The 24,841-nt window shown below is 36.5% G+C and carries 27 protein-coding genes; 14 read left to right on the forward strand and 13 right to left on the reverse strand.

The features are described from left to right. The first annotated feature begins 194 nt into the window (after positions 1-194). The 3 genes from mnmA to HME9304_RS12985 are packed head-to-tail and all read left to right on the forward strand — an operon-like array spanning position 195 to position 2,856. Positions 195-1,385: a tRNA 2-thiouridine(34) synthase MnmA gene (mnmA, locus tag HME9304_RS12975; RefSeq protein ID WP_112378990.1), complete on the forward strand. Its 1,191-nt coding sequence runs from the start codon at positions 195-197 to the stop codon at positions 1,383-1,385. Positions 1,386-1,389: 4 nt separating this feature from the next. Next, on the forward strand, positions 1,390-2,334 hold the full coding sequence (locus HME9304_RS12980) for an NAD(P)H-dependent flavin oxidoreductase (RefSeq protein ID WP_112378991.1): 945 nt from the start codon (positions 1,390-1,392) through the stop codon (positions 2,332-2,334). 27 nt (positions 2,335-2,361) lie between these two features. Next, a complete protein-coding gene (locus tag HME9304_RS12985) occupies positions 2,362-2,856 on the forward strand; it encodes a YfiM family lipoprotein (RefSeq protein ID WP_206170475.1) in 495 nt (164 codons plus the stop codon). Here the strand turns inward: HME9304_RS12985 and HME9304_RS12990 are convergent, their stop codons facing one another. From HME9304_RS12990 to HME9304_RS13015, 6 genes are read right to left on the reverse strand one after another with little or no spacing between them, the layout of a single operon-like run. After that, positions 2,857-4,191, reverse strand: a complete 1,335-nt coding sequence (locus HME9304_RS12990) for a DUF58 domain-containing protein (RefSeq protein ID WP_239023277.1) — start codon at positions 4,189-4,191, stop codon at positions 2,857-2,859. Between the two features lie 11 nt (positions 4,192-4,202). Further along, on the reverse strand, positions 4,203-5,204 hold the full coding sequence (locus tag HME9304_RS12995; protein ID WP_112378993.1) for an AAA family ATPase: 1,002 nt from the start codon (positions 5,202-5,204) through the stop codon (positions 4,203-4,205). Positions 5,205-5,208: 4 nt separating this feature from the next. Next, positions 5,209-6,420 (reverse strand): DUF4350 domain-containing protein, encoded by a 1,212-nt coding sequence (locus HME9304_RS13000; RefSeq protein ID WP_112378994.1) that lies wholly within the window; start codon positions 6,418-6,420, stop codon positions 5,209-5,211. Between the two features lie 5 nt (positions 6,421-6,425). Further along, positions 6,426-7,145, reverse strand: coding sequence for a hypothetical protein (locus HME9304_RS13005; protein ID WP_123877485.1), 720 nt, complete (start codon positions 7,143-7,145; stop codon positions 6,426-6,428). Next, positions 7,142-8,083 carry a hypothetical protein gene (locus tag HME9304_RS13010; protein ID WP_112378996.1) on the reverse strand — a complete coding sequence of 314 codons (942 nt, stop codon included), beginning with the start codon at positions 8,081-8,083 and terminating at the stop codon, positions 7,142-7,144. Before HME9304_RS13010 ends, HME9304_RS13005 begins: the two co-directional genes overlap by 4 nt. Next, positions 8,058-9,032, reverse strand: coding sequence for a stage II sporulation protein M (locus tag HME9304_RS13015; RefSeq protein WP_112378997.1), 975 nt, complete (start codon positions 9,030-9,032; stop codon positions 8,058-8,060). Before HME9304_RS13015 ends, HME9304_RS13010 begins: the two co-directional genes overlap by 26 nt. 35 nt (positions 9,033-9,067) lie before the next feature. Between HME9304_RS13015 and HME9304_RS13020 the strand changes: the two genes are divergently transcribed. Together HME9304_RS13020 and HME9304_RS13025 are read left to right on the forward strand one after the other, a co-directional pair. Further along, complete coding sequence (locus HME9304_RS13020) at positions 9,068-9,793, forward strand: RDD family protein (protein ID WP_112378998.1); 726 nt, start codon at positions 9,068-9,070, stop codon at positions 9,791-9,793. 2 nt (positions 9,794-9,795) lie between these two features. Beyond that, positions 9,796-10,407: a trimeric intracellular cation channel family protein gene (locus HME9304_RS13025; RefSeq protein ID WP_112378999.1), complete on the forward strand. Its 612-nt coding sequence runs from the start codon at positions 9,796-9,798 to the stop codon at positions 10,405-10,407. On the opposite strand, the gene HME9304_RS13030 is transcribed toward HME9304_RS13025, so the two are convergent. After that, positions 10,408-11,121 carry a peptidylprolyl isomerase gene (locus HME9304_RS13030; protein ID WP_112379000.1) on the reverse strand — a complete coding sequence of 238 codons (714 nt, stop codon included), beginning with the start codon at positions 11,119-11,121 and terminating at the stop codon, positions 10,408-10,410. Positions 11,122-11,248: 127 nt separating this feature from the next. On the opposite strand from HME9304_RS13030, the gene HME9304_RS13035 reads away from it, so the two are divergent. Together HME9304_RS13035 and HME9304_RS13040 are read left to right on the forward strand one after the other, a co-directional pair. Further along, positions 11,249-11,761: an NUDIX hydrolase gene (locus HME9304_RS13035; protein WP_313789977.1), complete on the forward strand. Its 513-nt coding sequence runs from the start codon at positions 11,249-11,251 to the stop codon at positions 11,759-11,761. Between the two features lie 36 nt (positions 11,762-11,797). Next, positions 11,798-12,610 (forward strand): lysophospholipid acyltransferase family protein, encoded by an 813-nt coding sequence (locus HME9304_RS13040; RefSeq protein WP_112379002.1) that lies wholly within the window; start codon positions 11,798-11,800, stop codon positions 12,608-12,610. Here the strand turns inward: HME9304_RS13040 and HME9304_RS13045 are convergent. The 3 genes from HME9304_RS13045 to HME9304_RS13055 all read right to left on the reverse strand — a co-directional run bounded on the left by HME9304_RS13045 (position 12,607) and on the right by HME9304_RS13055 (position 15,242). After that, complete coding sequence (locus HME9304_RS13045; RefSeq protein WP_417935257.1) at positions 12,607-13,248, reverse strand: hypothetical protein; 642 nt, start codon at positions 13,246-13,248, stop codon at positions 12,607-12,609. The genes HME9304_RS13040 and HME9304_RS13045 overlap by 4 nt on opposite strands. 6 nt (positions 13,249-13,254) lie before the next feature. Beyond that, positions 13,255-13,749, reverse strand: a complete 495-nt coding sequence (locus HME9304_RS13050) for an RNA polymerase sigma factor (protein ID WP_112379004.1) — start codon at positions 13,747-13,749, stop codon at positions 13,255-13,257. Between the two features lie 65 nt (positions 13,750-13,814). Beyond that, a complete protein-coding gene (locus tag HME9304_RS13055; protein ID WP_112379005.1) occupies positions 13,815-15,242 on the reverse strand; it encodes an amidohydrolase in 1,428 nt (475 codons plus the stop codon). 101 nt (positions 15,243-15,343) lie between these two features. Here HME9304_RS13055 and HME9304_RS13060 point away from each other — a divergent pair, with 101 nt between their 5' ends. Next, positions 15,344-16,624, forward strand: a complete 1,281-nt coding sequence (locus HME9304_RS13060) for an NAD(P)/FAD-dependent oxidoreductase (protein WP_112379825.1) — start codon at positions 15,344-15,346, stop codon at positions 16,622-16,624. A 784-nt stretch (positions 16,625-17,408) separates the two neighbouring features. Here the strand turns inward: HME9304_RS13060 and HME9304_RS13065 are convergent. Continuing rightward, the gene (locus HME9304_RS13065) at positions 17,409-19,097 is read right to left on the reverse strand and encodes a glycoside hydrolase family 13 protein (RefSeq protein WP_112379006.1); all 1,689 of its coding nucleotides are present in this window, start codon (positions 19,095-19,097) and stop codon (positions 17,409-17,411) included. Positions 19,098-19,271: 174 nt separating this feature from the next. On the opposite strand from HME9304_RS13065, the gene HME9304_RS13070 reads away from it, so the two are divergent. Further along, complete coding sequence (locus HME9304_RS13070; protein ID WP_112379007.1) at positions 19,272-19,787, forward strand: hypothetical protein; 516 nt, start codon at positions 19,272-19,274, stop codon at positions 19,785-19,787. A gap of 5 nt (positions 19,788-19,792) precedes the next feature. Here HME9304_RS13070 and xerD read toward each other — a convergent pair whose 3' ends face one another. Next, positions 19,793-20,689 carry a site-specific tyrosine recombinase XerD gene (gene xerD / locus HME9304_RS13075; protein WP_112379008.1) on the reverse strand — a complete coding sequence of 299 codons (897 nt, stop codon included), beginning with the start codon at positions 20,687-20,689 and terminating at the stop codon, positions 19,793-19,795. 144 nt (positions 20,690-20,833) lie between these two features. On the opposite strand from xerD, the gene HME9304_RS13080 reads away from it, so the two are divergent. The 4 genes from HME9304_RS13080 (at position 20,834) to HME9304_RS13095 (ending at position 23,488) form a co-directional block, all read left to right on the forward strand. Continuing rightward, on the forward strand, positions 20,834-21,349 hold the full coding sequence (locus tag HME9304_RS13080) for a porin family protein (RefSeq protein ID WP_112379009.1): 516 nt from the start codon (positions 20,834-20,836) through the stop codon (positions 21,347-21,349). Between the two features lie 167 nt (positions 21,350-21,516). Next, entirely contained in the window at positions 21,517-22,029 is a 513-nt protein-coding gene (locus HME9304_RS13085; RefSeq protein ID WP_112379010.1) for a hypothetical protein, read from the forward strand. A gap of 188 nt (positions 22,030-22,217) precedes the next feature. Beyond that, complete coding sequence (locus HME9304_RS13090; protein ID WP_112379011.1) at positions 22,218-22,679, forward strand: hypothetical protein; 462 nt, start codon at positions 22,218-22,220, stop codon at positions 22,677-22,679. 335 nt (positions 22,680-23,014) lie between these two features. After that, complete coding sequence (locus HME9304_RS13095; protein WP_112379012.1) at positions 23,015-23,488, forward strand: hypothetical protein; 474 nt, start codon at positions 23,015-23,017, stop codon at positions 23,486-23,488. Between the two features lie 78 nt (positions 23,489-23,566). On the opposite strand, the gene HME9304_RS17105 is transcribed toward HME9304_RS13095, so the two are convergent. Beyond that, entirely contained in the window at positions 23,567-23,905 is a 339-nt protein-coding gene (locus tag HME9304_RS17105; RefSeq protein ID WP_206170476.1) for a TM2 domain-containing protein, read from the reverse strand. 38 nt (positions 23,906-23,943) lie between these two features. On the opposite strand from HME9304_RS17105, the gene HME9304_RS13105 reads away from it, so the two are divergent. After that, entirely contained in the window at positions 23,944-24,822 is an 879-nt protein-coding gene (locus HME9304_RS13105; RefSeq protein ID WP_112379013.1) for a hypothetical protein, read from the forward strand. The last annotated feature ends 19 nt before the right edge of the window (positions 24,823-24,841 follow it).

Raw genomic sequence — 24,841 nt, forward strand, 5'->3', positions numbered from 1 at the left:
ATATCTAAATCGGTATTCACATGAAACGATGTCACCAATATCATGTATATGCAAAGTAGCTATTTACAAATGCTTTCCTTTAAGGTAAATCTGAGATGCTTACGGTCACTAAATTTGGAGAAAGCGGTGATATTTTTATTGAGATTGGAATCAACGCATAATTTGTAATTTTGCATTTTAAATAAGAAAACAAGTTGAAAAAAGTTGTTGTAGGACTTTCAGGTGGGGTTGATTCTAGCGTTACCGCACATTTATTAAAAGAACAAGGCTACGAGGTCATCGGTCTTTTTATGAAGAATTGGCATGACGATTCTGTAATCATTTCCGATGAATGCCCTTGGGTGGAGGACAGCAATGATGCTCTTATTGTAGCTGAAAAGCTTGGAATTCCATTTCAAACAGTTGATCTGAGTGAAGTCTATAAAGAACGTATTGTGGATTATATGTTCTATGAATATGAAAGGGGGAGGACCCCAAATCCTGATGTGCTTTGCAACCGTGAAATAAAATTTGATGTATTCCTAAAGATAGCTTTGCAACTGGGAGCCGATTTTGTAGCTACTGGACATTATTGTAGAAAAGGAATCATTGAAAATGCTGATGGAACCGAAACTTATCGGCTTCTATCGGGATTGGACAATAATAAGGATCAATCCTATTTTCTATGTCAGCTTTCTCAAGAGCAATTGTCAAAAACATTGTTTCCTATTGGTTATCTAACAAAACCCGAGGTCAGAAAAATTGCAGCAGATCATGATTTGATAACTGCTGATAAAAAAGATTCACAGGGACTTTGCTTTATTGGCAAAGTACACCTGCCAGACTTTCTGCAACAAAAATTAAAGCCCAAAAAGGGTGTAATAGTTGAGGTGCCCAACAATGCTCCATATTTTACCAAAGAGACTCCTCATTTTGACGATAGGGTGGCAGCATTGGAATTCCAAGCCAAGAAACCAGCATATGTCCTTACAGATGGAAAGGTAGTTGGCGAACACCAAGGTGCGCACTTTTTTACTACAGGACAGCGAAAAGGATTGAATGTTGGGGGAACCAAGGAGCCACTTTTTGTAATAGATACAGATGTGAACAAGAATATTATTTATACAGGTCAAGGAAAATTACATCCTGGACTTTTAAGAAATACACTTTTTGTGAAAGAAAACGAAGTGCACTGGGTTCGTGAGGATTTAGCCTTGAAGGTTGATGATACTATGGAGGTCAAAGCAAGAATTCGCTATAGGCAACCATTGCAAAAAGCCACACTTCATAAAACGGATAGTGGACTTTATGTGGATTTTCAGGAAAAACAATCGGCTATTACCGAAGGGCAGTTCGTAGCTTGGTATATTGATGATGAACTTATCGGCTCAGGGGTCATTTCCTAACTTTATGGACCAAAATAAAATCACCCAACTTTTCGGAATAAAATATCCCATCATACAGGGCGGAATGGTTTGGACCAGTGGATGGCGATTGGCATCTGCGGTTTCAAATGCAGGTGGATTGGGCTTGCTGGGAGCGGGCAGTATGTATCCTAATGTGTTGAAAGAGCATATTGAAAAGTGTCAAAAGGCAACCGACAGACCTTTTGGTGTAAACGTTCCCATGTTGTATCCCAATATTGAGGAGTTAATGGAAATCATCTTAAAAAGAGGAGTTAAGATAGTTTTTACATCGGCGGGTAATCCAAAAACCTGGACCAATTATTTGCAAGGCCACGGAATTACGGTCGCACATGTGGTGAGCAGTGTAAAATTTGCACTAAAAGCCGAAGATGCAGGAGTGGATGCGGTAGTTGCCGAAGGGTTTGAAGCTGGAGGTCACAACGGAAGGGACGAAACCACAACCATGGTCCTGATTCCATCGGTTAAAGAGAGGATACAGATTCCATTGATGGCCGCAGGCGGAATCGCGACCGGTCGTGCCATGCTGGCCGCTATGGTCTTAGGAGCTGACGGTGTTCAGGTGGGAAGTCGTTTTGCTGCCAGCATTGAAGGTTCATCGCATAATCTGTTCAAGGAACAGATTGTAAACGCAAAGGAAGGAGATACACATTTGACCTTAAAGGAACTTGCACCTGTGCGTTTGCTCAAGAATAAATTCTATAACGATATACAGGAAGCTTATTCAAAAGGAGCTTCAACCGAGGATTTAAAAAACCTATTGGGAAGGGCAAGGGCGAAACGGGGTATGTTCGAGGGCGATATGGTCGAAGGAGAACTGGAAATTGGACAAGTTTCAGGTTTGATTCACGAGATCAAGCCAGCTTCAGAAATTGTCGATGATTTGATTTTGGAATTCAATAAGGCCAAAGAAGAAATCAGGAATTTATAACCTTACTTTCTTTATTTTTATAGTGCCATGAAACAGCTGATAACCGTAGTTGTACTATTTCTTATGTCCATTAATTCGTATGGTCAGATAGAACGTGATAAGGCGCTTCATTTTTTAGGTGGCAATCTATTTGGTCTTGCCGGTGCCGGTATCGCTAAAAATGCTTCTGATGGTGACAGAGTATGGACCTTTGTTGGAGCAGTTGCGGGAAGTACACTTATTGGTATTGCCAAAGAAGCTGTTGATGCAGGCCAGAGAACGAATGGATGGGACAATGATGATTTGGCGGCAACCATTCTCGGTGGAATAACCGTAGGAGTGGCCATAGAAATTTTTTCAAAGAAAAGGAATAAAAAAATTAGGGGAAATTATGCCAACAAGGATTTGAAAATAGATGATTTACGAGGTGCCATAAAATATGAATCTTCCTTTACTACAAATGAAAAATTACCTAGTTTAAGTTCATTTGGTCTATCTACAACATTTTTAAGAAGTGGTTTTGTTCAATTAAAAGAACAGTAATCACAGTAGTCCTCTTGCCTTAATTTCCAAATATTTATTGATGGTATTGATAGTCAGATTTTCTGGTTTGGTCAAAATAGTTTGTATGCCATACTTTCTGAGCTCATTTACAATTAACTTTTTCTCATATATAAATTTTTCAGCAATGGTCTGTTCAAAAATTTGTTGAACGGTCTCTGCTTTTTTTTCGGCGAAGGAGTTGAGTTCCGTATTTTCAAAAAATATGACTACCAATAGATGTATTTTGGCTAAGGCCTGCAGATACGGTAATTGTCTATGAAGTGCATCCAACGTTTCAAAATTTGTATAAAGTAGCAAGAGACTTCTTTGATTCAGATTTCTTTTGACATCAACATACAGTCTACTAAAATCACTTTCAATAAAGTCAGTTCCCAAATTATAAAGTGTTTCCAAGATCAGGTGCATTTGCGAACTTCTACGCTCGGCTACAACGCGGTTTTCAATTTTATCACTAAATGAAAACATACCCGCTTTATCCTGTTTTTTTAATGCGATGCTACTAATTACCAATGTTGCATTAATGGCATAATCCAAAAGACTCAGTCCATTGAAGGGCATTTTCATTACCCTTCCTTTATCAATAACAGCGTATATGGGTTGCGATTTTTCATCTTGATATTGGTTGACCATTAATTGGTTTCTCTTGGCTGTTGCCTTCCAATTAATGTTCCTAATATCATCACCTTGTACATACTCTTTAATTTGCTCAAATTCCATGGTATGGCCAATACGTCTAATTTTTTTTAGGCCAAATTCGTGCAAACGGTTGGTAAAGGCAATCAGGTCATATTTTTGAAGTTGAAGAAAGGATGGATATACCGGAACTTCTTGGTTTATATTGAATGCATTTTTTTTTGCTAGAAAGCCAATTGGGGAACTGGCATATAGATTTAAGCTGCCAAAAGAATATACGCCACGTTCTGTTGGCCTAAGAATATATTCATAGCTTTTACTTCCACCACTTTTTATTTTGCTGGTCAGGCCAAAATCCCTTTTTTGAAATTGAAATGGAATTTCATCGATTATTTTGACACTGACCTTAAAAAGATAACTGTTGGTTAATTCCAGCAGTATTAAATTCTCATCACCATTAGAGAGTTTATCCGGCAAGACGCGCTGCCCTTCTAATTTACCTTTTGAGGCAAAAAGCAATAGCACATCAACAATTAATAAAAGCGAGAAAACATAAAATAATAGCTTAACAGCACCAAATATATCCTCTACCATATAGGAGAGTAAAAAGCCAAAAACAATGATGGAAATCGCTATAAAAAAACGTTTTTGTAAGTAGATATGTTTAAAGAATTTTTTCAAAATCAGTGTTGTTATCTAGGAATCTCTAGACCTTCTATTATCTGTTCCACTACCTGTTCCGCTGTCAATCCTTCCATTTCCCTTTCCGGGGTTAATATAATTCTGTGCGCCAGGATCGGTGTTGCAACTTTTTTAATATCATCAGGTGTAATAAAATCACGTCCATTTATAGCGGCCAATGCCTTGGAAGCATCCATGATAGCAATGGAAGCCCTTGGTGATGCCCCTAGAAAAAGATTGGCATTGACCCTGGTATTGTCCACTATGGAAGCAATGTATTTTATAAGGTTTTTTTCCGCTATAATCTTTTTTATGGTATTTTGATATTCTGCGATTTGCTTAGCTGATAGGACAGGAGTGATCAATTTTTCTATTTGGGTATTTTTCTGTTCGTGTTTTCTTTCAAGGATTTTCACCTCTTCTTCGAGAGTAGGATAGTGTACATTGATTTTGAAAAGAAAACGGTCCAATTGGGCTTCTGGCAATCTATAGGTTCCTTCTTGTTCAACGGGGTTTTGAGTAGCAAATACCAAAAAGGGAGGCTCCATATTATATTGGGTTCCATCGATTGTAATTTGTCTTTCCTCCATGGCCTCAAATAGGGCAGCTTGGGTTTTGGCAGGAGCGCGATTGATTTCATCAATTAGGATGATATTGGAAAACAAAGGACCTTTCTTAAATTCAAATTCAGAAGTTTTCACATTAAAAATTGAAGTCCCCAAAATATCACTGGGCATTAAATCCGGTGTAAATTGAATGCGACTAAAATCGACATTCATGGTTTTTGCCAGCAGTTTCGCGGTCACTGTTTTTGCCACTCCCGGAACACCTTCTATTAGGGAATGACCATTGGAAAGAATTGAAACGATAAGCAGTTCAATCATATTTTGTTGGCCAATGATCACTTTTCCCAATTCGGATTTTATTTGGGAAACGGCCTCTTGCAGTTTGGTTAAGTCTATTCTTGAATCAAACTGCAATGAATCCCCCCCTTGTTGTTCTTTTTCTTCCATACTATTATTGCTTAAAAGCAGTTATTTTTTTATTTAGTTCAATGCTATCCTGTTCGGTATGCGTTGTTTTGTTTTTTAACACAATGATATAGTTTATCAAGCTTTTGGTTTCCTCCATTCCTTTTCCAGATTTGGAGGCTAAAACCTGAATCGTTTTTTCATTCAATATTGAAGTATCAATGTGAAGATTACTTCTTAAATGTTCTAGAAAATAGTTAAGTTTTTTATGTATTAGGTCTGTGAAATCTTTGTTTTGGTTATATAATGAGCCTACGGCTTGGGCAAATTCAACAGATGAGTTTTTTAATGGCTCAATCACTGGAATAATTCTTTGTTCCCTTTTACTTTTAAAGAAAACAAATAGTAAAACTCCTATAATCGTTAAATAATAGGCCCATTTGAGCGCTGGTTGATTTAAGACAAATCGCATTGGCGAATTGATGATGGCACGTCCCGCTTTTTTATAGTTGTCCCAATATAGAATATCCCTGTCTTCTAAATATGAAAAAGTATGGGAAACATAATCTTGGTTTCCGCCTAGGATATAATAATTGGAAAACGCTTGTGGGGTTGTGTTTAAAAGGAAATGGCCATTTCCAAATTTTGTTTTTATAAAGTTGACTCTTTTATGGCTTTGACTGGGCTGTTCGTCCAGAAAATCCTCTCTTAGATAGGTTATATGCCCTAAAATAGTTGTATTGGCAGAATCTAAACTGGTAAAGTGATTATTGTAAACTCCGCGTGAGAGTTCAAATTCTTCTGATTTAAATTTTTTGTGTGTAAGACTTAATTTAGATGAACCTTCTTTTAAATTATAATCGGAGTTTATGCTAATATTTAACGTATCGGATAAATAACCACCAAAGCCGGTCGCAGAAATAAAAATTGTATTTCCTTCGTTTACGTAATCCAAGATTTGGTTGGTTTCCTGCTTGTCAAGGTCAATAAACTCATTGATAAACAGATAGTTGGATTTTATTGATTTATCTCTATCCACAAGGATGTCATAAACACTTTCTTCAACGGTATTAATTTCACTATTATCAAACATAGTGGTCAACTCATTATACAGCACATAACACCCGAACGGTATTTTTGAATTTGCAGTGTATGAAGGTTTCCAATTTATGGGTTTAGGCCTAACAATTTCCGCCACAATAATGCCCACAACCACTAGGGAAAAGACAAACAATACTATTTTAGATTTTCTATCCATAGCAGTTATTGCGATATTATTTTGTTTAATTGGACAAACCTAGAACTTGCATTTGAGTAAATGGCTTCGTCAATACGTTGCTCACCATACCAGATATATTCATATAGGTAAGAAACCTTTTTAAATTCATTTTTTATTTGAGGTTCTCCAATCTCTTTTTCATAATCCGCATTGGTCTTGTCAAAATGCCATTCAATAATCTCTTTTTTGGATAGTAGTTTTAAAATTTTTAAATACTGATAGCGTATGGCAAGACGGTAGTCTTTATTTTTTAGGGCAGAACACGTTAAAGCATCTAAATCTATAGCTTCTATATGATGTCCCGATAGGTCAATATCAACAATGGACGTTGCTTTTTTTGAGAATATGGAATTAAATTTTTCATTGATGAGCACCCTTATCAAAAGATAAATGATCAAGAGCCCCATTAATCCATAAATCGTATATTCAAGTATTTGAAGAATATTTGGTGGAATATTTATTCCAATGGCATCACCAATTCCTTGAAAAAACCATCTTAAAAAACAAGCCAGTAGATTTTGGGACTCCCCTGTGTTGGTTTCATAATTAAACTCATCTCCAGTATACTTTTCATTCAAGTCCCTATACATTTTACGTTCTTGGAGCCCAGAGTTTTCATCTATGGGGAGCACTATAGAGTCATTCTGGGAGAATACTGCGGATATCCCCAGCAAAGAGAATAAATAGAAGATGGTTCTTATCACTGGTTAGATTGTCCTATTTGCTCAATTTTGCTTCTTATGTTCAGATTATAAGTTTTCTCATGTAGGGTATAAAAAAGAATACCATTCACAATTTGGGAGAGACACTGTCCATAGATGGATAAAATGAGCAATAGACAGAGTCCAAGTGTATATACAATAGTGGATACTACAGAGCTTCCAACATCAACATTATTTTCAACAACATGGAAAGTGTAAACACCTAATATAATTCCCGGAATAATTAATACGATGAAAAACAGAAGTCCATTTAACAAACCAAGAATAAAATTTACCCCAATGGATTTCCAAAAATTTTTGCTCACCAATTTCCAACCTTCACCAAAAGCATCTGTTACACCTTTATTTTGTTCCAACATACTGAAAAAAGAAACTCCGACCCATGCTGCAAGGGAAAACTGAAGAATGTACTGTGCAAACAGCCCTATTAATGGTATAAAGGCAGTAATCAATACTATAACAAAAAACACCCCATAAATAGGGAAAAGGAGCAATATAAAAACCAGGGTATTACCAAACTTACTTTTAGTAAGGTTCCAGACTTCTTTTTTATCAAAGTTCAATCCCTTTGATCTTTCATATTGCACTAAATAGGATGAACTTAAACTAAAGTTTAGTCCCGCAACGAGTATTAGAATTACAAAAAACAGAATACCACCGGAAATAATATAGATCCAATAGGTATCGTCATTATTCTGTGGAATGCTATTTCCATAAAACCCACCTTCAGCGGCAATAAGCCCTACAAATCCAGAGACCAAAAGATAGCTTGTAATCAACAAACCAATAAGAAATACTCCATTATAGCTGATAAAGACATTGGTGAACTTCTTTATGTTCTGTTTTAAAAAATCAAAATAAGTGGTTAGGATATCACCAAAGTCACGGTTTACCCTAAGTTCTATGTACTTGTCCTTCATATTTTCTCTTTACTAAAATGGGATATAGGATGTAATAAAAAACTATTAACAAAAACGAGAGGCCAATTATTGCAAAGGCCAACCAATTTGGCATGCTGGAATAACGGGTAATAAACCCTTCTATAAAACCCGCAATTATGAAGAAGGGAATGGTGCTCACTACAACTTTTAGTCCATCTTTTGCGCCTTTCATAAATGAAACACGCCTGGAAAATGTTTTTGGAAACAAAATACTATTACCCATAATGAGACCTGCACAGCCTGCAATTATGATTACCGATATTTCTATGGTACCGTGCAACCAAATCTGCTTGTTTGCTTCAAAAAAAACGCCTTTGGTATAAAAAAACGTGATAAAGGCTCCCAACATGACTCCATTACTAAAAAGAATATATACCGTTCCTATGCTTGTAATTGCACCAAAGGCAAATGCTAAAAACGCAACTCTAATATTGTTAATGGTAATCCCCAAAAAAGTTCCTATCTCACTTCCACTTTTATAAATGGCCGTTGGCTCACCTTTAGCAATATTGTTCAAGGTTTCGTTTACATAACCATCTCCCAATATCAGGCGTACAAAAGTGGAATCATTTAAAGCGGAAATACATCCAACGGCAGAAGCCAAAAAGAAAATCAAAAAAGTGATGCCCAAAGTATTGTGATATTGCCTAAAAAATAGCGGAAATTCACGCATCCAGAAATTTAGTATCCTATTACCGGATTCCTTTTTGTTCTTATAAATTTTTTGGTGGGCTTGCGACGCCAAAGAATTCAAGTACAATAAAGTCTTACTTTCCTCGTAATACGTTTGTGCATATGCCAAGTCGTTTGTAAGTTGAATATAACCATCTACCAGAACATCAGGATTGGTTTTGGAACTAAATGAAATAGCTTTTTCAAATGCTATCCATTTTTCCTTATTTTGTTTTACAAAGGCCGCTTCGCGCATATGTAATAGATTCGTAAAGCTAAAATTACTGTTATATGGGTAACCTCCAAATCAATACAACGCAAAATGTTAACCTAGATTATAAAATTGTAAGTATTGGTGAAAGAATAGTAGCATTTTTGATTGATGGACTCATCCTTTATATGTATGCGTTTCTTGTGAACATAATAAGTGATGCCCTTGGATATATTTATGAGGATACATGGACACAAAGAGGTTTGGCAGCTTTCATTTTTTTGCCGGCTATGTGCTATTCGCTATTAATGCACAGTATATTTAATGGAAGAACAGTGGGAAAAATGCTTCTTAAAATGCGCGTTGTCCGATTGGATGGTACGCCGGTCCACTGGAGCAATTATTTAGTTAGATGGATGCTTCGTTTGGTCGATATTTGGATATTTTTAGGATCTATTGGCATACTCTCCATACTTTTTTCCGAAAAAAGACAACGTGTAGGAGATGCAGCGGCGGGTACGGTTGTAACTAGTACCAAAAATAAAACCAAGGTATCCCATACTATTTTGGAAGATGTAAATGAAACCTACGTTCCTCAGTTTACTAATGTTACCTTACTTACGGACAAGGATGTGAGACTTATAAAAGATACGTTCCGAATTGCGAGAAAAAGCAATGATTTTAAAACACTTACAGCACTAAGGGTTAAAGTTGAAAGTATTTTAAACACAAATTCTACGCTATATGACATTCCATTTTTGGATACAGTTCTAAAGGATTATAGCTACTACACTCAAAAAATGTAATTATGTTCTATCAAACCATTGATATTTTGGGTACGGTAGCTTTTGCCATCTCTGGGGTTCTTGTTGCCATGGAAAAACGATTGGACTTATTTGGAGTTGTTATTATAGCCTTTGTTACATCAATAGGAGGCGGAACTCTAAGAGATTTGCTCATAGGAAATACGCCTGTAGTTTGGATGCGTGATTTAACATATGTGGCGACTATACTTATTACTGTAATTATTGGGGTCATCTTTGTAAATCAATTAAAATACTTCAGAAAATCCTTGTTTTTATTTGATACCATAGGTATTGGCCTATACACGATGCTTGGTATTGAAAAAGGTCTGCAAGCAGATCTTTCGCCAATTATATGTATTGCCCTGGGGACCATGACTGCCAGTTTTGGGGGAGTTATCAGAGACATACTTTGTAACGAGATACCGGTTATATTCAGAAAGGAGATATACGCGACTGCTTGTATTTTGGGTGGGGCCAGTTACTTTTTGTTTACCCGATTTCCCATAAAGGAGGATTACGCATATGTAGCCGCTATTTGTATTGTGATTTCCTTAAGGCTTGTCGCCGTAAAATTTAAAATACGATTGCCAAACATATATAAAAAAGAAATCTGATCAAAGAACTTCTGCTTTTAGAATATAAACGTTTTGCCATGGCCAATCACCATCACCTACGGGAACATTGCTTATGGCATCCACAACATCCATTCCCTGTATTACTCTCCCAAATGGAGTATATGAACCATCTAAATGGTAAGAGCCGGTTTTTTTTACAACGATAAAGAATTCATAGGGAGATGCCAACTTATGTGGATTGTCCCGCTCACTGCTGGGCATCGAAATAGTGCCCCTGTGATGTTTGTGACCTTTTTTCGCATCGGGCGGAAGAAGATATTTTCCTATTTTGTTTCGTTTTCTGGGCGTTTCTATATCATCTGAATTGCCACCTTGTATAATAAAGTCTTTGACTATTCGATGAAATTGGGTATTGTCAAAATATCCCTTTCGTGTCAAATAAATAAAATTTGCCTTGTGGTAGGGAACATCATCATATAACTGTACCGTAAAGCTACCCATGCTCGTGGTCAGTTTGACCTTATCTACTTTTAGATTTTTGGCATATTCAAAAAAGAAGTCAATGGCATTTTCTTCACTTAACAGAAAAGTATCTTTCTCTTCTTTTACTTGGGCCGTACCATTTTCCTTTGTGGTATCTATTTGTACTTCAGCTTTCTTTGTAGCGGTCCTATTATTTTTAGGAGATTCGCCGCAAGCGACAACAAAAAATAATAGTATACTTGTAAGTAAAGCCGATTGTTTTAGTATCATGAATTTTAAAAAGTTTTATCAACAAGCTTTAAAAATAAAAAATCTCCCACTACCCGGAATGGATTCACATTATAAAATGTCTCCTTTGGTTCGAATCCAATGGTTAAAATCAAAAGAGATCGAAAAAATGAAACCAAGAAAGGCAGGTGTAATGGCACTTTTTTATCCAGATACCAATGAGGAAACCAAACTATTGTTAATACTAAGAAAAACCTATAGGGGAGTACATTCCAACCAAATTGGGTTTCCTGGTGGAAAAGTGGAGGAGGAGGACAGAAATCTTTTGGACACTGCATTACGTGAAACATACGAAGAAGTTGGGGTGGTCCCAGATACCATAGAGGTATTAAAACAATTGAGCGAAGTCTACATTCCCCCCAGTAATTTTATAGTACAGCCTTTTATTGGTATTTATTCAAAACCACGCCCTTTTGTGATACAGGAAAGCGAGGTTGAAGACATAGTAGAGGTATATTTGCGTGATTTTTTGGATTCCTCCAACCTGATAGAAGAAAAATTAAGTACTTCTTATGCGCATGAGATTGATGTACCTGCCTATAAATTAAATGGTTATACAGTTTGGGGAGCAACCGCGATGATGATGAGTGAAATCAAAGAGCTTTTAGAGCAAGTGCTTTAATGGCTATTTTGTAAATTAGCTAGCAACAGACAATCTATGGGTCTATTTAAAGAAAATCCTTTTGGGCATATTTTATTTTTAAAGCGATGGTTGATCCGCATAGCGGGTATGATTACCCACCAACGTTACAAAGGATTCAATACATTGGAAATAGAAGGCTCGCAAATAATACGTGATTTACCTGAAACGAACGTGCTGTTCGTAAGTAATCACCAAACCTATTTTGCCGATGTAGTGGCCATGTTCCATGTATTTAATGCCAGTTTAAAAGGAAGGGATGATTCCATAAAAAATTTGGGATACTTGTGGAACCCCAAATTGAATATTTACTACGTTGCGGCAAAGGAAACCATGAAGCAAAGTATTCTGGCCAAGATTTTAGCCTATGCAGGTTCCATAAGTATTGAAAGAACATGGAGGGCAGACGGAAAGGATGTCAAAAGACAGGTAAAATTCAGTGATATAAGTAACATAGCCCTGGCTTTGGAAGATGGTTGGGTAATTACCTTTCCACAAGGAACAACCACACCTTGGAAACCGCTACGCAAAGGAACTGCACATATTATAAAAAGATATAAGCCTGTTGTTGTTCCTGTTGTAATCGACGGATTTAGACGTTCATTCGACAAAAAGGGATTGCGTGTAAAAAAGAAGGGAATACTTCAATCCATGCATATAAAGGAGCCATTGGAAATTGATTACGAGAATGAATCCATAGAAGCGATAATGGAAAAACTGGAATATGCTATTGAGCAGCATCCATCTTTCTTAAAAGTTATCCCAGAAGAAGAACTTGCCGAATACGAAGCTGATCACAAGAAAAGAACATACAGTTATAAGGGCGACTAAACTTCTAATTTTTTAAGCTCATTGTAATTGGCTTTCAATCTTCTGAGAAGTATTCCATAAAGCAGTTTATAAAAAAGCCAAATCAGCAATAGCAAAATAGCTATAAAAACAATTGAGATAAGGATTACAAGAGACCAAAAAGTGGTTTCACTGCCTTGCTCCAGTGCAATATCCATAATTTCTTTACCTTGTTCCCCGTAAATGAGCACACCATAAATACTTATTACCATGGTGGCTGTGAAAATGATAAGATTGAACCATACATACTGAGTTACGGTTCTCTTGACATTTAATATGGTCCTCATCAATTTTTTAGAAGAATCTGTAAAAGAGATTTTCTTATAGTTCCTATAAAACTTATAAATAAAATATAGAATTACCGCATAATTGACAAAGTTCAAAACCATCATAGCATTGTAAATGTGCATAGCTTTCAAGTCTTGCATTGATTCTGGATCACTGAAGATGATATTTATTCCCGCCCAAAATATAAATTCGATAAGACTTATATAGAATATCCATTTTACTATGGATGACGATTTTTTCCAAATCATCTTATAAATTTCGTCATATGACAGTTTGGGAAGATGTTCTTCCTTATTCTGCCAGTCTTTCTTTAAGAGTTCCAGTTCATCCATCATCTTCTAAGGATTAAGTATGGTTCTTAATTTGTTTTTCACTCGGTTCATTTTTACCCTTGCATTAACTTCGGTGATTCCCAGTGTTTCAGATATTTCGGAATAGTTCTTGTCCTCCAAATACAGAAAAACCAAAGCTTTGTCAATATCTCCCAACTGCTTTACCGCATCGTACATTAACTTTAACTGTTGTTCCTCGGTATCATCATAGTCGTCCGTCTTTATCTTATAAATTACTGAATCATAATCTTGCGTTTGAATTCTTTTTTTCGATTTTCTATAAAGTGTTATGGCTGTGTTCAATGCTACTCTGTACATCCAAGTACTAAATTTCGCATCCCCCCTGAACTTGGGATACGCCTTCCAAAGTTGAATCGTTATTTCTTGGAATAGGTCGTTGTGGGAACTTTTATCGTTTGTGTAGAGCGTACATATTTTGTGAACAATATTTTGATTGTTCTCAAGCTCCGTTACAAAGCGATGTTCAAGTTCTTTATTCACTAAGGTTGGTAAGTTTGTCTTATAAGTACCCGCAAAGTCGAAATTGTTACAATCACAAAGAAAATTTATTTTCTATAATCCAGTGCAGGTGGTCTATTGCCCAAAAGGGGTATGTATTCAAAATCTTTGCCTCTTTTTTCTTCCAGTTCCACTTTTGCTTGCTCAACTACTTTTGGGTTTTTATAAAGATCTATAGCTGTTAGTGTAAGTGTTTTGGCGGCAACCATCATCCCTTTGGTTCCTATGGAAATTCCACCTGCGGCAACAGCTTGCCAACTATGGGCAGGGGTGCCTGGAACCCATGTGGCGGCTCCCATACCTACCGTTGGCACCGTATAGCTCACATCCCCTACATCTGTAGATCCATAAGCTCTTGCTTCTTCTTTATAAGGTTGAATTTTGGTTGCTCTGTCCATGTTCAATTCTTTATAGCCCAAACTGGTAGAGATTTTATCAGCAAAAGATTTTTCCTCATCCGTGTATGTTATTCCCCCGACCTTTGATAAGTTGTCATGCATTATTTTCTGTAAAGTGAGGTTGGGCAAAAGTTCGTGAGTACCTCCTATCATTTCATAATCCATCGTTGTTCCTGTTCCTAAGGCTGCGCCTTCAGCGGCTTTCAACATTCGGTCAAAAATATCGATTACTATATCCCTTTTATTATGTCTTGCATAATAATAGACCTCGGCAAAATTGGGAACTACGTTCGGCGCCTTACCGCCATCGGTTATTACATAATGTATTCTGGCCTCTTGTGGAATATGTTCCCGCATCATATTTATCATATTGTTCATGGCCTCGACCCCGTCAAGTGCGGAGCGACCCATTTCCGGTGCACCCGCTGCATGGGCAGAAGTACCATAAAATCTGAATTTGGCCGATTTATTTGCCAGGGCAGCACCTGCACTGGCCGCATTTTGTGAACTAGGGTGCCAATGGAGTGCAACATCCACATCATTAAAAAGGCCTTCCCTTACCATATAAACTTTGCCAGAGCCACCTTCTTCTGCCGGACAGCCGTAAAAGCGGATAGTACCCTTGGTTTTGCTTTCATTCAACCAATTTTTTACGGCGATTGCCGCTGCTGTAGATGCAGTTCCAAAAAGATGGTGCCCGCAAGCATGCCCAGCTTCTTTATTTGCCGATTTTTTCTCTGGCACAGCTTGCTGGGACAGGCCCGGCAGTGCATCATATTCACCTAAAATGGCAATTATGGGATAACCAGAGCCATATTCGGCCGTAAAGGCCGTTGGAATCCCTGCCACTCCTTTTTTAATGGAAAAACCTTCATCGGATAATGTCTTTTGTAACAATGCCGAACTCTCATTTTCCAAATAACCCATTTCGGCAAGCTCCCATATTTCCATAGCGATAGCTCCATATTTCTCAGATTTGGAATCTAAATTTTTTAAAACATTGTCCCTATCTTTTTGCGAATAGGAAGAAAAAGTGAACAAGACTGCCGTAATGCCAAGGAGTAGTAATTTTTTCATTGAATGGTTATTTTGTTAGTAATGATTTAAAGATACTAAAAAACATATCCCTAAATAGTTTTGCACCTTGGGGAATGCTTAAATTTGCCCTCATGTCAGCGATGAATATTCCACAATCCAGTTTTCCAAGAATCATTATTATAGGTGGTGGTTTTGGCGGTATAGCTTTAGCCAAGAAATTGAGCAAAAAAGAAGTACAGGTAGTTTTGATCGACAAGCACAATTATCATACTTTTCAACCCTTGTTATACCAGGTTTCAACAGGTGGATTAGAACCTGATTCCATTGCGTATCCAATTCGGAAAGTGCTTCAGGGATATCCAAATTTTTATTTTAGGCTTGCAGAAGTGCTACAAATCGATACGGGAAAGCGTAAAATTAAAACGAACATTGGCGAAATACAATATAATTATTTAGTGGTTGCCACAGGTTCTGAAACAAATTTTTTCGGAAACAAGAATATTAAAACACTTGGAATGGCAATGAAAACCATTCCGCAGTCATTGAACCTTCGAAGCCTTATTCTGGAAAATTTTGAACAGGCACTTTTGACCGATGATCTACACGAACGGGATTCCCTCATGAATTTTGTTATCGTGGGTGGTGGACCAACCGGTGTTGAACTTGCAGGTGCTCTGGCCGAAATAAAAAAAGGAATATTACCAAAGGATTATCCTGATTTGGATACACGTAGGGCACAAATAAATCTTATACAGGGTAGCGATAGAATTCTTCCTGCCATGAGCGAAGTTGCATCCAAAAAAGCTGAGCAATTTTTGGAAGGTCTGGGTGTACACGTATGGAAAAATGTGCGCGTAACCGATTATGACGGAAAATTGGTAACTACCAACAATGATATTTCCTTTAATTCTGAAACTTTGGTCTGGGCTGCGGGCGTAAAAGCTGTCAACATTGAGGGATTGGATGCCAAAGAATTGCTCAGTAGGGGAAATCGCTTGAAAGTGAACCGATTCAACCAAGTTGAAGGATTCAATGAAATCTTTGCCGTAGGCGATGTTGCCCAAATGGAAACCGAGGCTTTCCCAAATGGACATCCCATGATGGCCCAGCCTGCAATGCAACAAGGCGAACACCTTGGTGAAAATTTGGTGCGCATTGTTGAAAACAAAGCATTAAAACCTTTTAAATATAGGGATAAGGGCAGTATGGCCACAGTTGGCAGGAATAAGGCCGTAGTGGATTTGCCCAAGTTTAAGTTCCAAGGAGTTTTTGCTTGGTTCGTATGGATGTTCGTTCACTTATATTTTTTAATAGGATTCAGAAATAGAGTAGTGGTCTTTATCAATTGGGTATACAATTATATTAGATTTGACCGTGAAGCACGTTTGATTATAAGGCCTTTTAAAAAGATTCACCAATAATCCCATGGAGATGAGCTGTTTTTTTGCTTTGGACATTTAGAATGTCTTGCATATTTCATCAAATTTTATGAGCAGTGTTTTGGCCTGGAGAAAATAGTTGGATGACTCCCCACTCTTTTTTAGTTCACAGGGTTTGACAAAATAATCCGATATAATTTCAAGATTTGTAATGTTCGGATTTATTTTTTTAAAGTTCAGTAGATAGTCACTTAGTTTAAATTAAGCTTACATCAATAATGTAAGGCCGAGCACAGTCGAGGTCCAATTTTTGGAGTCAAGCGTTCTTGACTACGTTAGAACTGACAATTTATAAAATCATACTGTTCCTGATTTTCAATTTAATAGATAGTTGAAATTATATATTTATCTACTGACCTCTATATTTTTTTTTATAAAATCAACCATAGTACATTATGAAAACTGGAAATCCTGGTTCATTGTCATGTTGAACTCGTTTCAACATCCCATTCACCAATTTTGCAACCGATTCCGAGGATGGGAGCCTGAAACAAGTTCAGGATGACGGCAAAAATGTGCTGTCTTAATATATATATACCTCCAAATTTTGAGGCTAAAAGGTAAAATAGCAAGATGCACTACGGGTCAAAATCATTGAATTGTGTATCGTCCAAACCAATAAATTCAGAAACACCAAGACCCATCAATTTTTTAAACTATTTTTCTGAAGACTCTATTTCCCCATTGGCAGTGCTGTCGGTCAAATTGAGATTAAAGATACTGGCAAATCGCTCCACTTCATCTTTTATCCAATCGCTCCATTCCATTAAGAAATCTTATAAACACAAGCTTGATAAGGATTTAATTCAAAATCTCCAGAATTTTTAAAGGCTTGATTGGTATCATTTGAAATCAATAGATTCAAATTGGAGGTTATTGAGTTCTTTAATTGAAAAGTTGCCATATCTTCTGAGAAACTAAGAAGGACCAGATATTTATCGTTATCCATGCTTCTGGTGTAAGCATAGATCTGTTCATTGTCTTCCAAGAGCAATTCGTAATTTCCGTAAACCAATCCTAAATGATTTTTACGTATTTGAACCATTCTTTTGAAGTAGTTCAATACCGAGTCCTTTTTTTTCTCCTGCTCGGCCACATTGAGACCTTTTTTGTGGTTTTTATTGACTTTCAACCATGGTCTTGCTTCGGAAAAACCTGCATTTTTAGAACTGTCCCACTGCATGGGTGTTCTCGCATTATCACGACTGGCTTCTTTTTCGTTCGCTATAAAATCATCTAGGTCTACACCCTTATCTTTTAATAATTCGTACCTATTTAATGTGTTGATATCCTGATAATCTTCTATAGAATCAAATCTAATATTGGTCATTCCAATCTCATCGCCATAATAAAAATATGGTGTTCCTTTCATCGTCAAGAGAAAAGTGTGAAGCATGGTTGCGGAATTGTACCAGTGTTCTGGGGAATCATTGCCCCATCTGCTTACGGCCCTGGGAAAATCATGATTGCCCAGAAACATACTGCCCCATCCTTTATCCGCAAATATTTTATCCCAGTCGGAATGTATTTTTTTAAATTCTGTAAGCTTCCAGGAATCTTTGCGCATCCAAAATACTTCATCACCATCGCGATCAAGGGACATCAACTCAAAATGAAAGAACATGTTGAGTTCTTCTCTTTCTTCATCCACAAAAAGCAAAGCTTGGTCTCTTGCCACTCCTGGAGTTTCACCGACCGTCATGATATCGTATTTGCTAAGAACCTCCCTGTTCATCTCATGTAAATACTCATGTAATTTTGGTCCATCGGCATAAAAAGGAATAAAGTTTCCATCATATTTTTCAGGTAGTTCAGGATAATCTGTGTCTTTGGAAATAAATGGAATCACATCCATACGGAAACCATCGACCCCTTTTTTAAACCAAAAATGCATCATGTCATATATTTCTTGTCGCACTTTGGGATTCTCCCACTTTAAATCGGGCTGTTTAACGGAAAAGTAGTGTAGGTAGTAACTATCTGTTGGCTCATCATATTTCCATGCGTTTCCATCAATATCAAAATAACTGAAACGTTCAGGAGGAGTTCCCTTTTCGGCGGGCCACCAATGGTAATAGTCACGATAGGGATTGTTCCTTGATTTTCTAGACTCTTGAAACCAATGGTGTTCATCACTGGTATGGTTCACGACCAAATCCATCACCAACTTTAGATCCCTAAGGTGCATTTGTTCCAATAGCTCTTCAAAATCGGCCATAGTACCAAATTCTTCCATTATATCCCGGTAATCACTGATGTCATAGCCGTTGTCATCATTTGGTGATTTGTAAACGGGGCATAACCATATAATATCTATTCCTAGGTTTTTTATATAATCCAATCGTTTGATGATTCCTTTAATATCACCGACCCCATTACCTGTAGTATCTTGAAAACTTCTAGGGTATATTTGGTATACGATTCCCTCTTTCCACCAAGTACGTGATTGCTTCATTTATGTTAGGTTGTTTTAAAATTGTTTATCGAGCAGTTACTTTATTACTATATGCTGATTTCTCTTAGTTGTAGTTTTCACGTTTGCGATTGTAGCTCAAAAAAGGTTAAAAGTCTTTTAATTATTTAGGGCGACATTATTTTTAAGCTAACTTAATACATAAAATTAAATGACATGGATAGTCGGCAAAAGTTTATTTTTATCGTGGTGCTCTTTGGCGGAATTATTTTCATGCATGCACAGCAGCCTCAAATTTCAACTCCTAAACAAGGTTCAGAATTTATCATTGGGGGATTTAGCTATCCGGATTTTGGAGATGGGTCTCGTTACGCATCATTTTCAATACAGTATCAATTGACAAATTCTACAGAAATCAGTGTTTTTGGACATCATTATAAAAATATGGTAGCAGAACGGTTTCAAATTCCCATTCAGATTAAGCAATATTTAAACGAAGATTTTTATATAATTGGAGGTTACGAACAAGAATGGGATTTGCGAAACCAGAACAAGGGCGTACCAAACAGTAAACCTCTACAAAGTATATTTTATGGAATGGGCTACGATGTAAAACCTGGTCTTTCTGTTGAAGGTCTATTACAACATACTATAAACAGTCCGGATTTTAGTCCTCTTGGTATGGGTCACGGATTCCCAGTTTATAAGGTGAGAACAAAGTTTAAGTTTTAATTGCCCTATTTTCTAGGATGAAATTTGTTAAGCACATTTGTCAAGTGGGTTCTATTTACATGGACATAAATTTCAGTGGTCGTTATACTTTCATGACCCAGCATTTGTTGTATTGCCCTTAAATCAGCACCATTTTCCAAAAGATGTGTTGCAAAGGAATGTCTAAAGGTGTGCGGGCTAATATTTTTCTCAAGACCAATTTTTTCTGCCAAGCGTTTTATCACCGTAAATATCATAGCTCTCGTAAGCTGTTTTCCCCTTCTGTTTAAAAAAAGGCAGTCTTCATGCTCTTTCTGTATTTTTAGTTTGTGCCTAACTTCCTTTATATAGATATTGATGTATTTTTTGTTTATGTTGCTTATGGGAACAAATCGCTGCTTATCTCCCTTGCCTGTAACCTTTATAAAATCTTCATCAAAATAAAGGTCGGACAGTTTGAGATTTACAAGCTCAGAAACCCTAAGCCCACAGCCGTACAAAGTTTCTAGGATGGCACGGTTGCGTTCTCCTTGCGGTAACGAAAGGTCTATTGCATTGATCAGGTCGTTTATTTCTTCCACCGCCAAAGTGTCCGGGAGTTTTCTCCCAATTTTTGGAGCTTCAATTAAATCCATGGGATTATCCGTTCTTAGATCTTCAAAAATTAGATAGGTAAAGAAACCTTTTAGACCGGAAATAATTCGTGCTTGCGAACGGGGATTTACAATTTTGGCAATATCATAAATAAATTTTTGAACAGTTTCTTGATTTATTTGTAAAGGTTTCTGGTCGATTTCATAATCATTCAAATAATTTATCAGTTTTTTTAGATCCAAAATATAACTGGAAATTGTGTTTTCTGAAAGCCCTCGCTCTATGCTCAGATAATATTTATAATCCTGTAAAGCTTGTTTCCAGTTCATCGATTAAATATAACCGTATTTTTTTTCTTGCAAGTTTTAAGATGAAGAAGGGAATCCGTCAATTGAAACATACCATTGGTCAAATAACCAAAGGACAATTTCTCCACATCGTTATTTTCGCGCTACTAATAAAAAACTATTAAAATGTTGAAAAAATTCTTATTGACCTTTGCTTTTATGGGAGTAATTTTTACGGGATTTGCGCAAAATGTTGATTTTGGACTGACGGGCGGTTTTGCAAATATCGCTGAACGGATAAAAGAAGGGAATACTACTATTTCAAATTCTGAATCTGGCATATATGTTGGAGCGTTTGCAGATTTTGAAGTGAATAGTGGTTTTTCAATTCAGCCAGAATTGTTGTATGTCACAGTTGAGGAATTTCAATCTTTGGTAGTACCTATTTCGGCCAAGTTTTATATGACCGATATTTTCAATATTCAAGTTGGTCCACAGTTGGCGTTTATATTGGAGGAGATTCCTGATAGTTTTACAGGTGTTCAAATAGATATAGCGGGCGGAATAGGTTTGGACATAACGGAACTATTTTTTGTACAAGCACGCTATTCTTACCAATTGAACAACACTTTCACCGGAAGTGACGATGTCAAAATAAAATACAATTATTTGACCATTGGGGTTGGTTATAAATTTTGGTAAAAAAAATATTTTTTTGTTATAATAGCCAATTCCAAATAGACTGAACAGAACATCTTGAATCGTTATTCGGTCATACCCATTTGTTTGACAATTTGCCGAACTACAGCAGGTACTGATACTATACTCGTAAAGTGAGCGTTTTATATCCCAACCTTAACTTATCGATTATGAAAACAAAGTATCTATTTTTAATTGTCATTTTTACAATGGTGTTTTCCACCAATGCTCAAGACAGGAGTAACTTTAAAGTTGGTCTGAATGCTGGACTTCCTGTTGGGGATGCCTCTGATGTTTCAAGTTTTAGTATTGGATTGGATGTAGTCTATCACTGGGGCGTATCAGAATTACTGGATGTTGGCCTTGCTACAGGTTTTACAAATGCTTTTGGTGAAACCGAAACTATTACAGATGGTGCTTTTGAAATTGAGACAGGATTTGAAGATTTTCAATTTTTGCCAGTAGCAGCTTCTTTTAGGGTCTATCCTACATTTAGTTTTAAACTTGGCGCCGATGTTGGCTACGCAATAGGTATAAACGAAGGCAATGAGGGAGGCTTTTATTATAGACCTTTGGTCGGATACAATATCACTGGAAACACAGAGCTCAATATCTCCTACACAGCTGTTGATAATAATGGAACTTTTGGAGTTGCTACACTGGGGATTCTGTTCCTATTTTGATATAGTTCCAATAGGTAACAAATATTTTTTCAAAAGACATATTAACACATATAAATTTCGCATTGGATTACAACGCTCTTAAGAAATTGATATTGTTTGATCTATCTTAATATTAAGATTATATCCATAAAACTGTATTCGTTTTGTATTTTTACAGATTAAACCTAAAATCTTTAAATTCACAAATCATGAAAAAATTATTTTTTATTATTGCCCTAACCTTACTTTTTACTTTAAATACTAATGCGCAGACCAGTTATAAAGGGGCTGTAGGTCTTGGTATTGATTTATATGACAATGCTACATTTGTAGGACCAAGTGCCAAATATTTTTTCTCAGAAAAACATGTTGGCCAAGCGGATTTGGGTTTTGAAGATAACGCTACCATACTGACTTTTCTTTATTCTTATCACAAACAATTTGTTGGGGCTCCCGGTCTAAGATGGTATGCGGGTATAGGTCCCAGTATCATACTTATTGATGATTTTGATAATATATTTTCCCTGCGTCCCCACGCTGGACTTGATTTTAAAATTGATGGCGTACCAATCGTTTTTAATTTTGATTGGCGTCCTGCTATCGCTTTAAGCGATGCTGGCGAGACCGAGGGAGGCGCTTTTGGTTTTGGTATACAATACGCTTTCAATTAAATAAGCTCAAATACAATAAAAAAGGGCCTGTCCAAAAAAGTCTTTCCACTGTCAATTCGAGCGGAGTCGAGAACTTTAACATTTTGATTTTGAATACATCTCGACTCCGCTCGAATTGACAGTAAATATAAGATCTACCTTTTTGGACAGCTTCTTTTTTATTGCTCATTATGTTATGGTTGAATTGTAGCTTTTTTCCAATTTAAAGAGGTTTCTTTTAAATAATTACATTAATATTCCAGTCTTAATACATTGTTAATAGTTTTATTGCACAGCGGTTCAATTTTTTAGGATGAAATCTAATACATTTAGTCATATTAACCCTAAAATATTATATGATGAAAAACAGATTCCTATTATTAATTACATTAGTCGCTTCAGCCTTTAGTTTACAGGCCCAGACAAGTTATACGGCTGCTGTGGGCTTAGGTCTTGACCTCGGAGACGGTTTTACTTTTGTAGGACCAAGTGGTAAATACTTTTTTGCAGATAATCATGCAGGACAGTTTGATCTAGGATTTGAAGATCGTGTGACAGCGCTTACTTTTTTGTATTCATATCACGGTCAATTCAGCGGTGTAGATGGCTTACAGTGGTTTGCAGGTATAGGACCTAGCATATGGTTGATCGATGATGCAGATACTGGATTTTTGTTAAGACCCCACACGGGTCTTGATTTTAAGATACCTGATGTGCCACTGGCTTTTTCGGCTAGTTGGAGACCAGGAATTGGATTGAGCGACAATTTTGATGGCGACCGTTTTGAAGCTGGAATATTCGCCTTGGGTTTTAGATATGCTTTTGATTAAACTAAATAGAATCAATATTGATTAACAAAAAAAGCCAGGAATTAAATTCCTGGCTTTTTTTGTTCTTTAGTGATTTCTTTAAAAATCACCCTTTATAATATTTACAAGGTCGATGACCGCCCAGACAAAAAATCCTCCTAGGGTAAGAATAAATAAAATATTATAGCCTATTGGTTTTCCTGCATACCACCTATGTGCTGCAAATGGCCAAAGAAAAACCCACAACAAAATTGCAACTGTTTTGTCATAGGCCATGGTACTGCTGGCAACTGGGGTGGACATTTCACTTTCAACGCCATCTAACATGATTTCCTTACTTTCGTCTACCTTTACAGATCTTTTAACAGGGAAAGAAGCTTGGGCAAATGAAAAGCCCAAGAAAAATGTTAGTACTAGAAAATAGATTTTTGTTTTCATGGTTATAGATTTTTGGTTTTTTAAACTTATTAATATTTATGCTAAAAAATAATGTTTTTGGATTAATTATTATCCTAATCAATTTTATGGGTTACTCCCAGAAAGAACACGAATTTTTAGGTTTCCTAAAATTGAACGATACAGCCTTGGTTTCATACAATTTAAAATTACAACTCATTGGTGAAAATGTTGAAGGGTATTCAGTAACCAACCTTGGTGGTCCGCATGAAACAAAATCATACGTAAAGGGTACTTATAATGATAAAACCAATGAAGTCTATTTTTTTGAATATGGCATCGAGTACACCAAATCAGATTTGGATACTTACGATTTTTGTTTTGTACATTTTATGGGCAATGTTAGGAATATTGAAAGTCAAAACATTATAAAAGGCAATTTTGAAGGTAAGTTTGAAGATGGTGTCCCTTGTATAAATGGAGAACTTATGGTAAGGAGCATTAAAAAGGTCTACGCCAAAACCAAGAAGGTAGATAAAAAGATTCAAAGGGTTCGTAAAATTCCTGATAGCATAAAACAGAACATCAATTTGACCAAAATAATAGATGGGCAGCGTTTAAATATGCTCAAGGTCAATGAGACCACCACGATTTTTGTGAAAAATGATGAGGTAGAACTCATAGTCTGGGATTCTGGAAAGGTCGATGGTGATATAATTTCAGTTGATTATAATAATACTTCAATTTTGAAACGCTACAGTATCAACAAAGAAAAAAGAAACGTGAAACTGTCTGTAGAAGAAAATATGGATAATATTATCACTGTTAAGGCTGAAAACCTAGGCGAGATAAGTCCGAATACTGCAAAAATCATGATTAAGGACGGCGACAGGGTGATTGACCTTTTAAGTAATCTTAAAAAATCAGAAGAAACAAAAGTTATATTAGCTAAATTGTGATTTTGATAGATAAAAGTTA

The organism is Flagellimonas maritima, from assembly GCF_003269425.1.
Taxonomy (GTDB): domain Bacteria; phylum Bacteroidota; class Bacteroidia; order Flavobacteriales; family Flavobacteriaceae; genus Flagellimonas; species Flagellimonas maritima.

Excerpts from the sequence above, each read along its gene's own strand:
- HME9304_RS12980 (WP_112378991.1), top strand. The coding sequence starts at position 1,390 with ATGGACCAAAATAAAATCACCCAACTTTTCGGAATAAAATATCCCATC.
- HME9304_RS12985 (WP_206170475.1), top strand. The coding sequence starts at position 2,362 with ATGAAACAGCTGATAACCGTAGTTGTACTATTTCTTATGTCCATTAAT.
- HME9304_RS12995 (WP_112378993.1), bottom strand. The coding sequence starts at position 5,204 with ATGGAAGAAAAAGAACAACAAGGGGGGGATTCATTGCAGTTTGATTCA.
- HME9304_RS13000 (WP_112378994.1), bottom strand. The coding sequence starts at position 6,420 with ATGGATAGAAAATCTAAAATAGTATTGTTTGTCTTTTCCCTAGTGGTT.
- HME9304_RS13010 (WP_112378996.1), bottom strand. The coding sequence starts at position 8,083 with ATGAAGGACAAGTACATAGAACTTAGGGTAAACCGTGACTTTGGTGAT.
- HME9304_RS13015 (WP_112378997.1), bottom strand. The coding sequence starts at position 9,032 with ATGCGCGAAGCGGCCTTTGTAAAACAAAATAAGGAAAAATGGATAGCA.
- HME9304_RS13020 (WP_112378998.1), top strand. The coding sequence starts at position 9,068 with ATGGGTAACCTCCAAATCAATACAACGCAAAATGTTAACCTAGATTAT.
- HME9304_RS13025 (WP_112378999.1), top strand. The coding sequence starts at position 9,796 with ATGTTCTATCAAACCATTGATATTTTGGGTACGGTAGCTTTTGCCATC.
- HME9304_RS13030 (WP_112379000.1), bottom strand. The coding sequence starts at position 11,121 with ATGATACTAAAACAATCGGCTTTACTTACAAGTATACTATTATTTTTT.
- HME9304_RS13035 (WP_313789977.1), top strand. The coding sequence starts at position 11,249 with ATGAAACCAAGAAAGGCAGGTGTAATGGCACTTTTTTATCCAGATACC.
- HME9304_RS13040 (WP_112379002.1), top strand. The coding sequence starts at position 11,798 with ATGGGTCTATTTAAAGAAAATCCTTTTGGGCATATTTTATTTTTAAAG.
- HME9304_RS13045 (WP_417935257.1), bottom strand. The coding sequence starts at position 13,248 with ATGGATGAACTGGAACTCTTAAAGAAAGACTGGCAGAATAAGGAAGAA.
- HME9304_RS13055 (WP_112379005.1), bottom strand. The coding sequence starts at position 15,242 with ATGAAAAAATTACTACTCCTTGGCATTACGGCAGTCTTGTTCACTTTT.
- HME9304_RS13060 (WP_112379825.1), top strand. The coding sequence starts at position 15,344 with ATGAATATTCCACAATCCAGTTTTCCAAGAATCATTATTATAGGTGGT.
- HME9304_RS13065 (WP_112379006.1), bottom strand. The coding sequence starts at position 19,097 with ATGAAGCAATCACGTACTTGGTGGAAAGAGGGAATCGTATACCAAATA.
- HME9304_RS13070 (WP_112379007.1), top strand. The coding sequence starts at position 19,272 with ATGGATAGTCGGCAAAAGTTTATTTTTATCGTGGTGCTCTTTGGCGGA.
- xerD (WP_112379008.1), bottom strand. The coding sequence starts at position 20,689 with ATGAACTGGAAACAAGCTTTACAGGATTATAAATATTATCTGAGCATA.
- HME9304_RS13080 (WP_112379009.1), top strand. The coding sequence starts at position 20,834 with ATGTTGAAAAAATTCTTATTGACCTTTGCTTTTATGGGAGTAATTTTT.
- HME9304_RS13085 (WP_112379010.1), top strand. The coding sequence starts at position 21,517 with ATGAAAACAAAGTATCTATTTTTAATTGTCATTTTTACAATGGTGTTT.
- HME9304_RS13090 (WP_112379011.1), top strand. The coding sequence starts at position 22,218 with ATGAAAAAATTATTTTTTATTATTGCCCTAACCTTACTTTTTACTTTA.
- HME9304_RS13095 (WP_112379012.1), top strand. The coding sequence starts at position 23,015 with ATGATGAAAAACAGATTCCTATTATTAATTACATTAGTCGCTTCAGCC.
- HME9304_RS17105 (WP_206170476.1), bottom strand. The coding sequence starts at position 23,905 with ATGAAAACAAAAATCTATTTTCTAGTACTAACATTTTTCTTGGGCTTT.
- HME9304_RS13105 (WP_112379013.1), top strand. The coding sequence starts at position 23,944 with ATGCTAAAAAATAATGTTTTTGGATTAATTATTATCCTAATCAATTTT.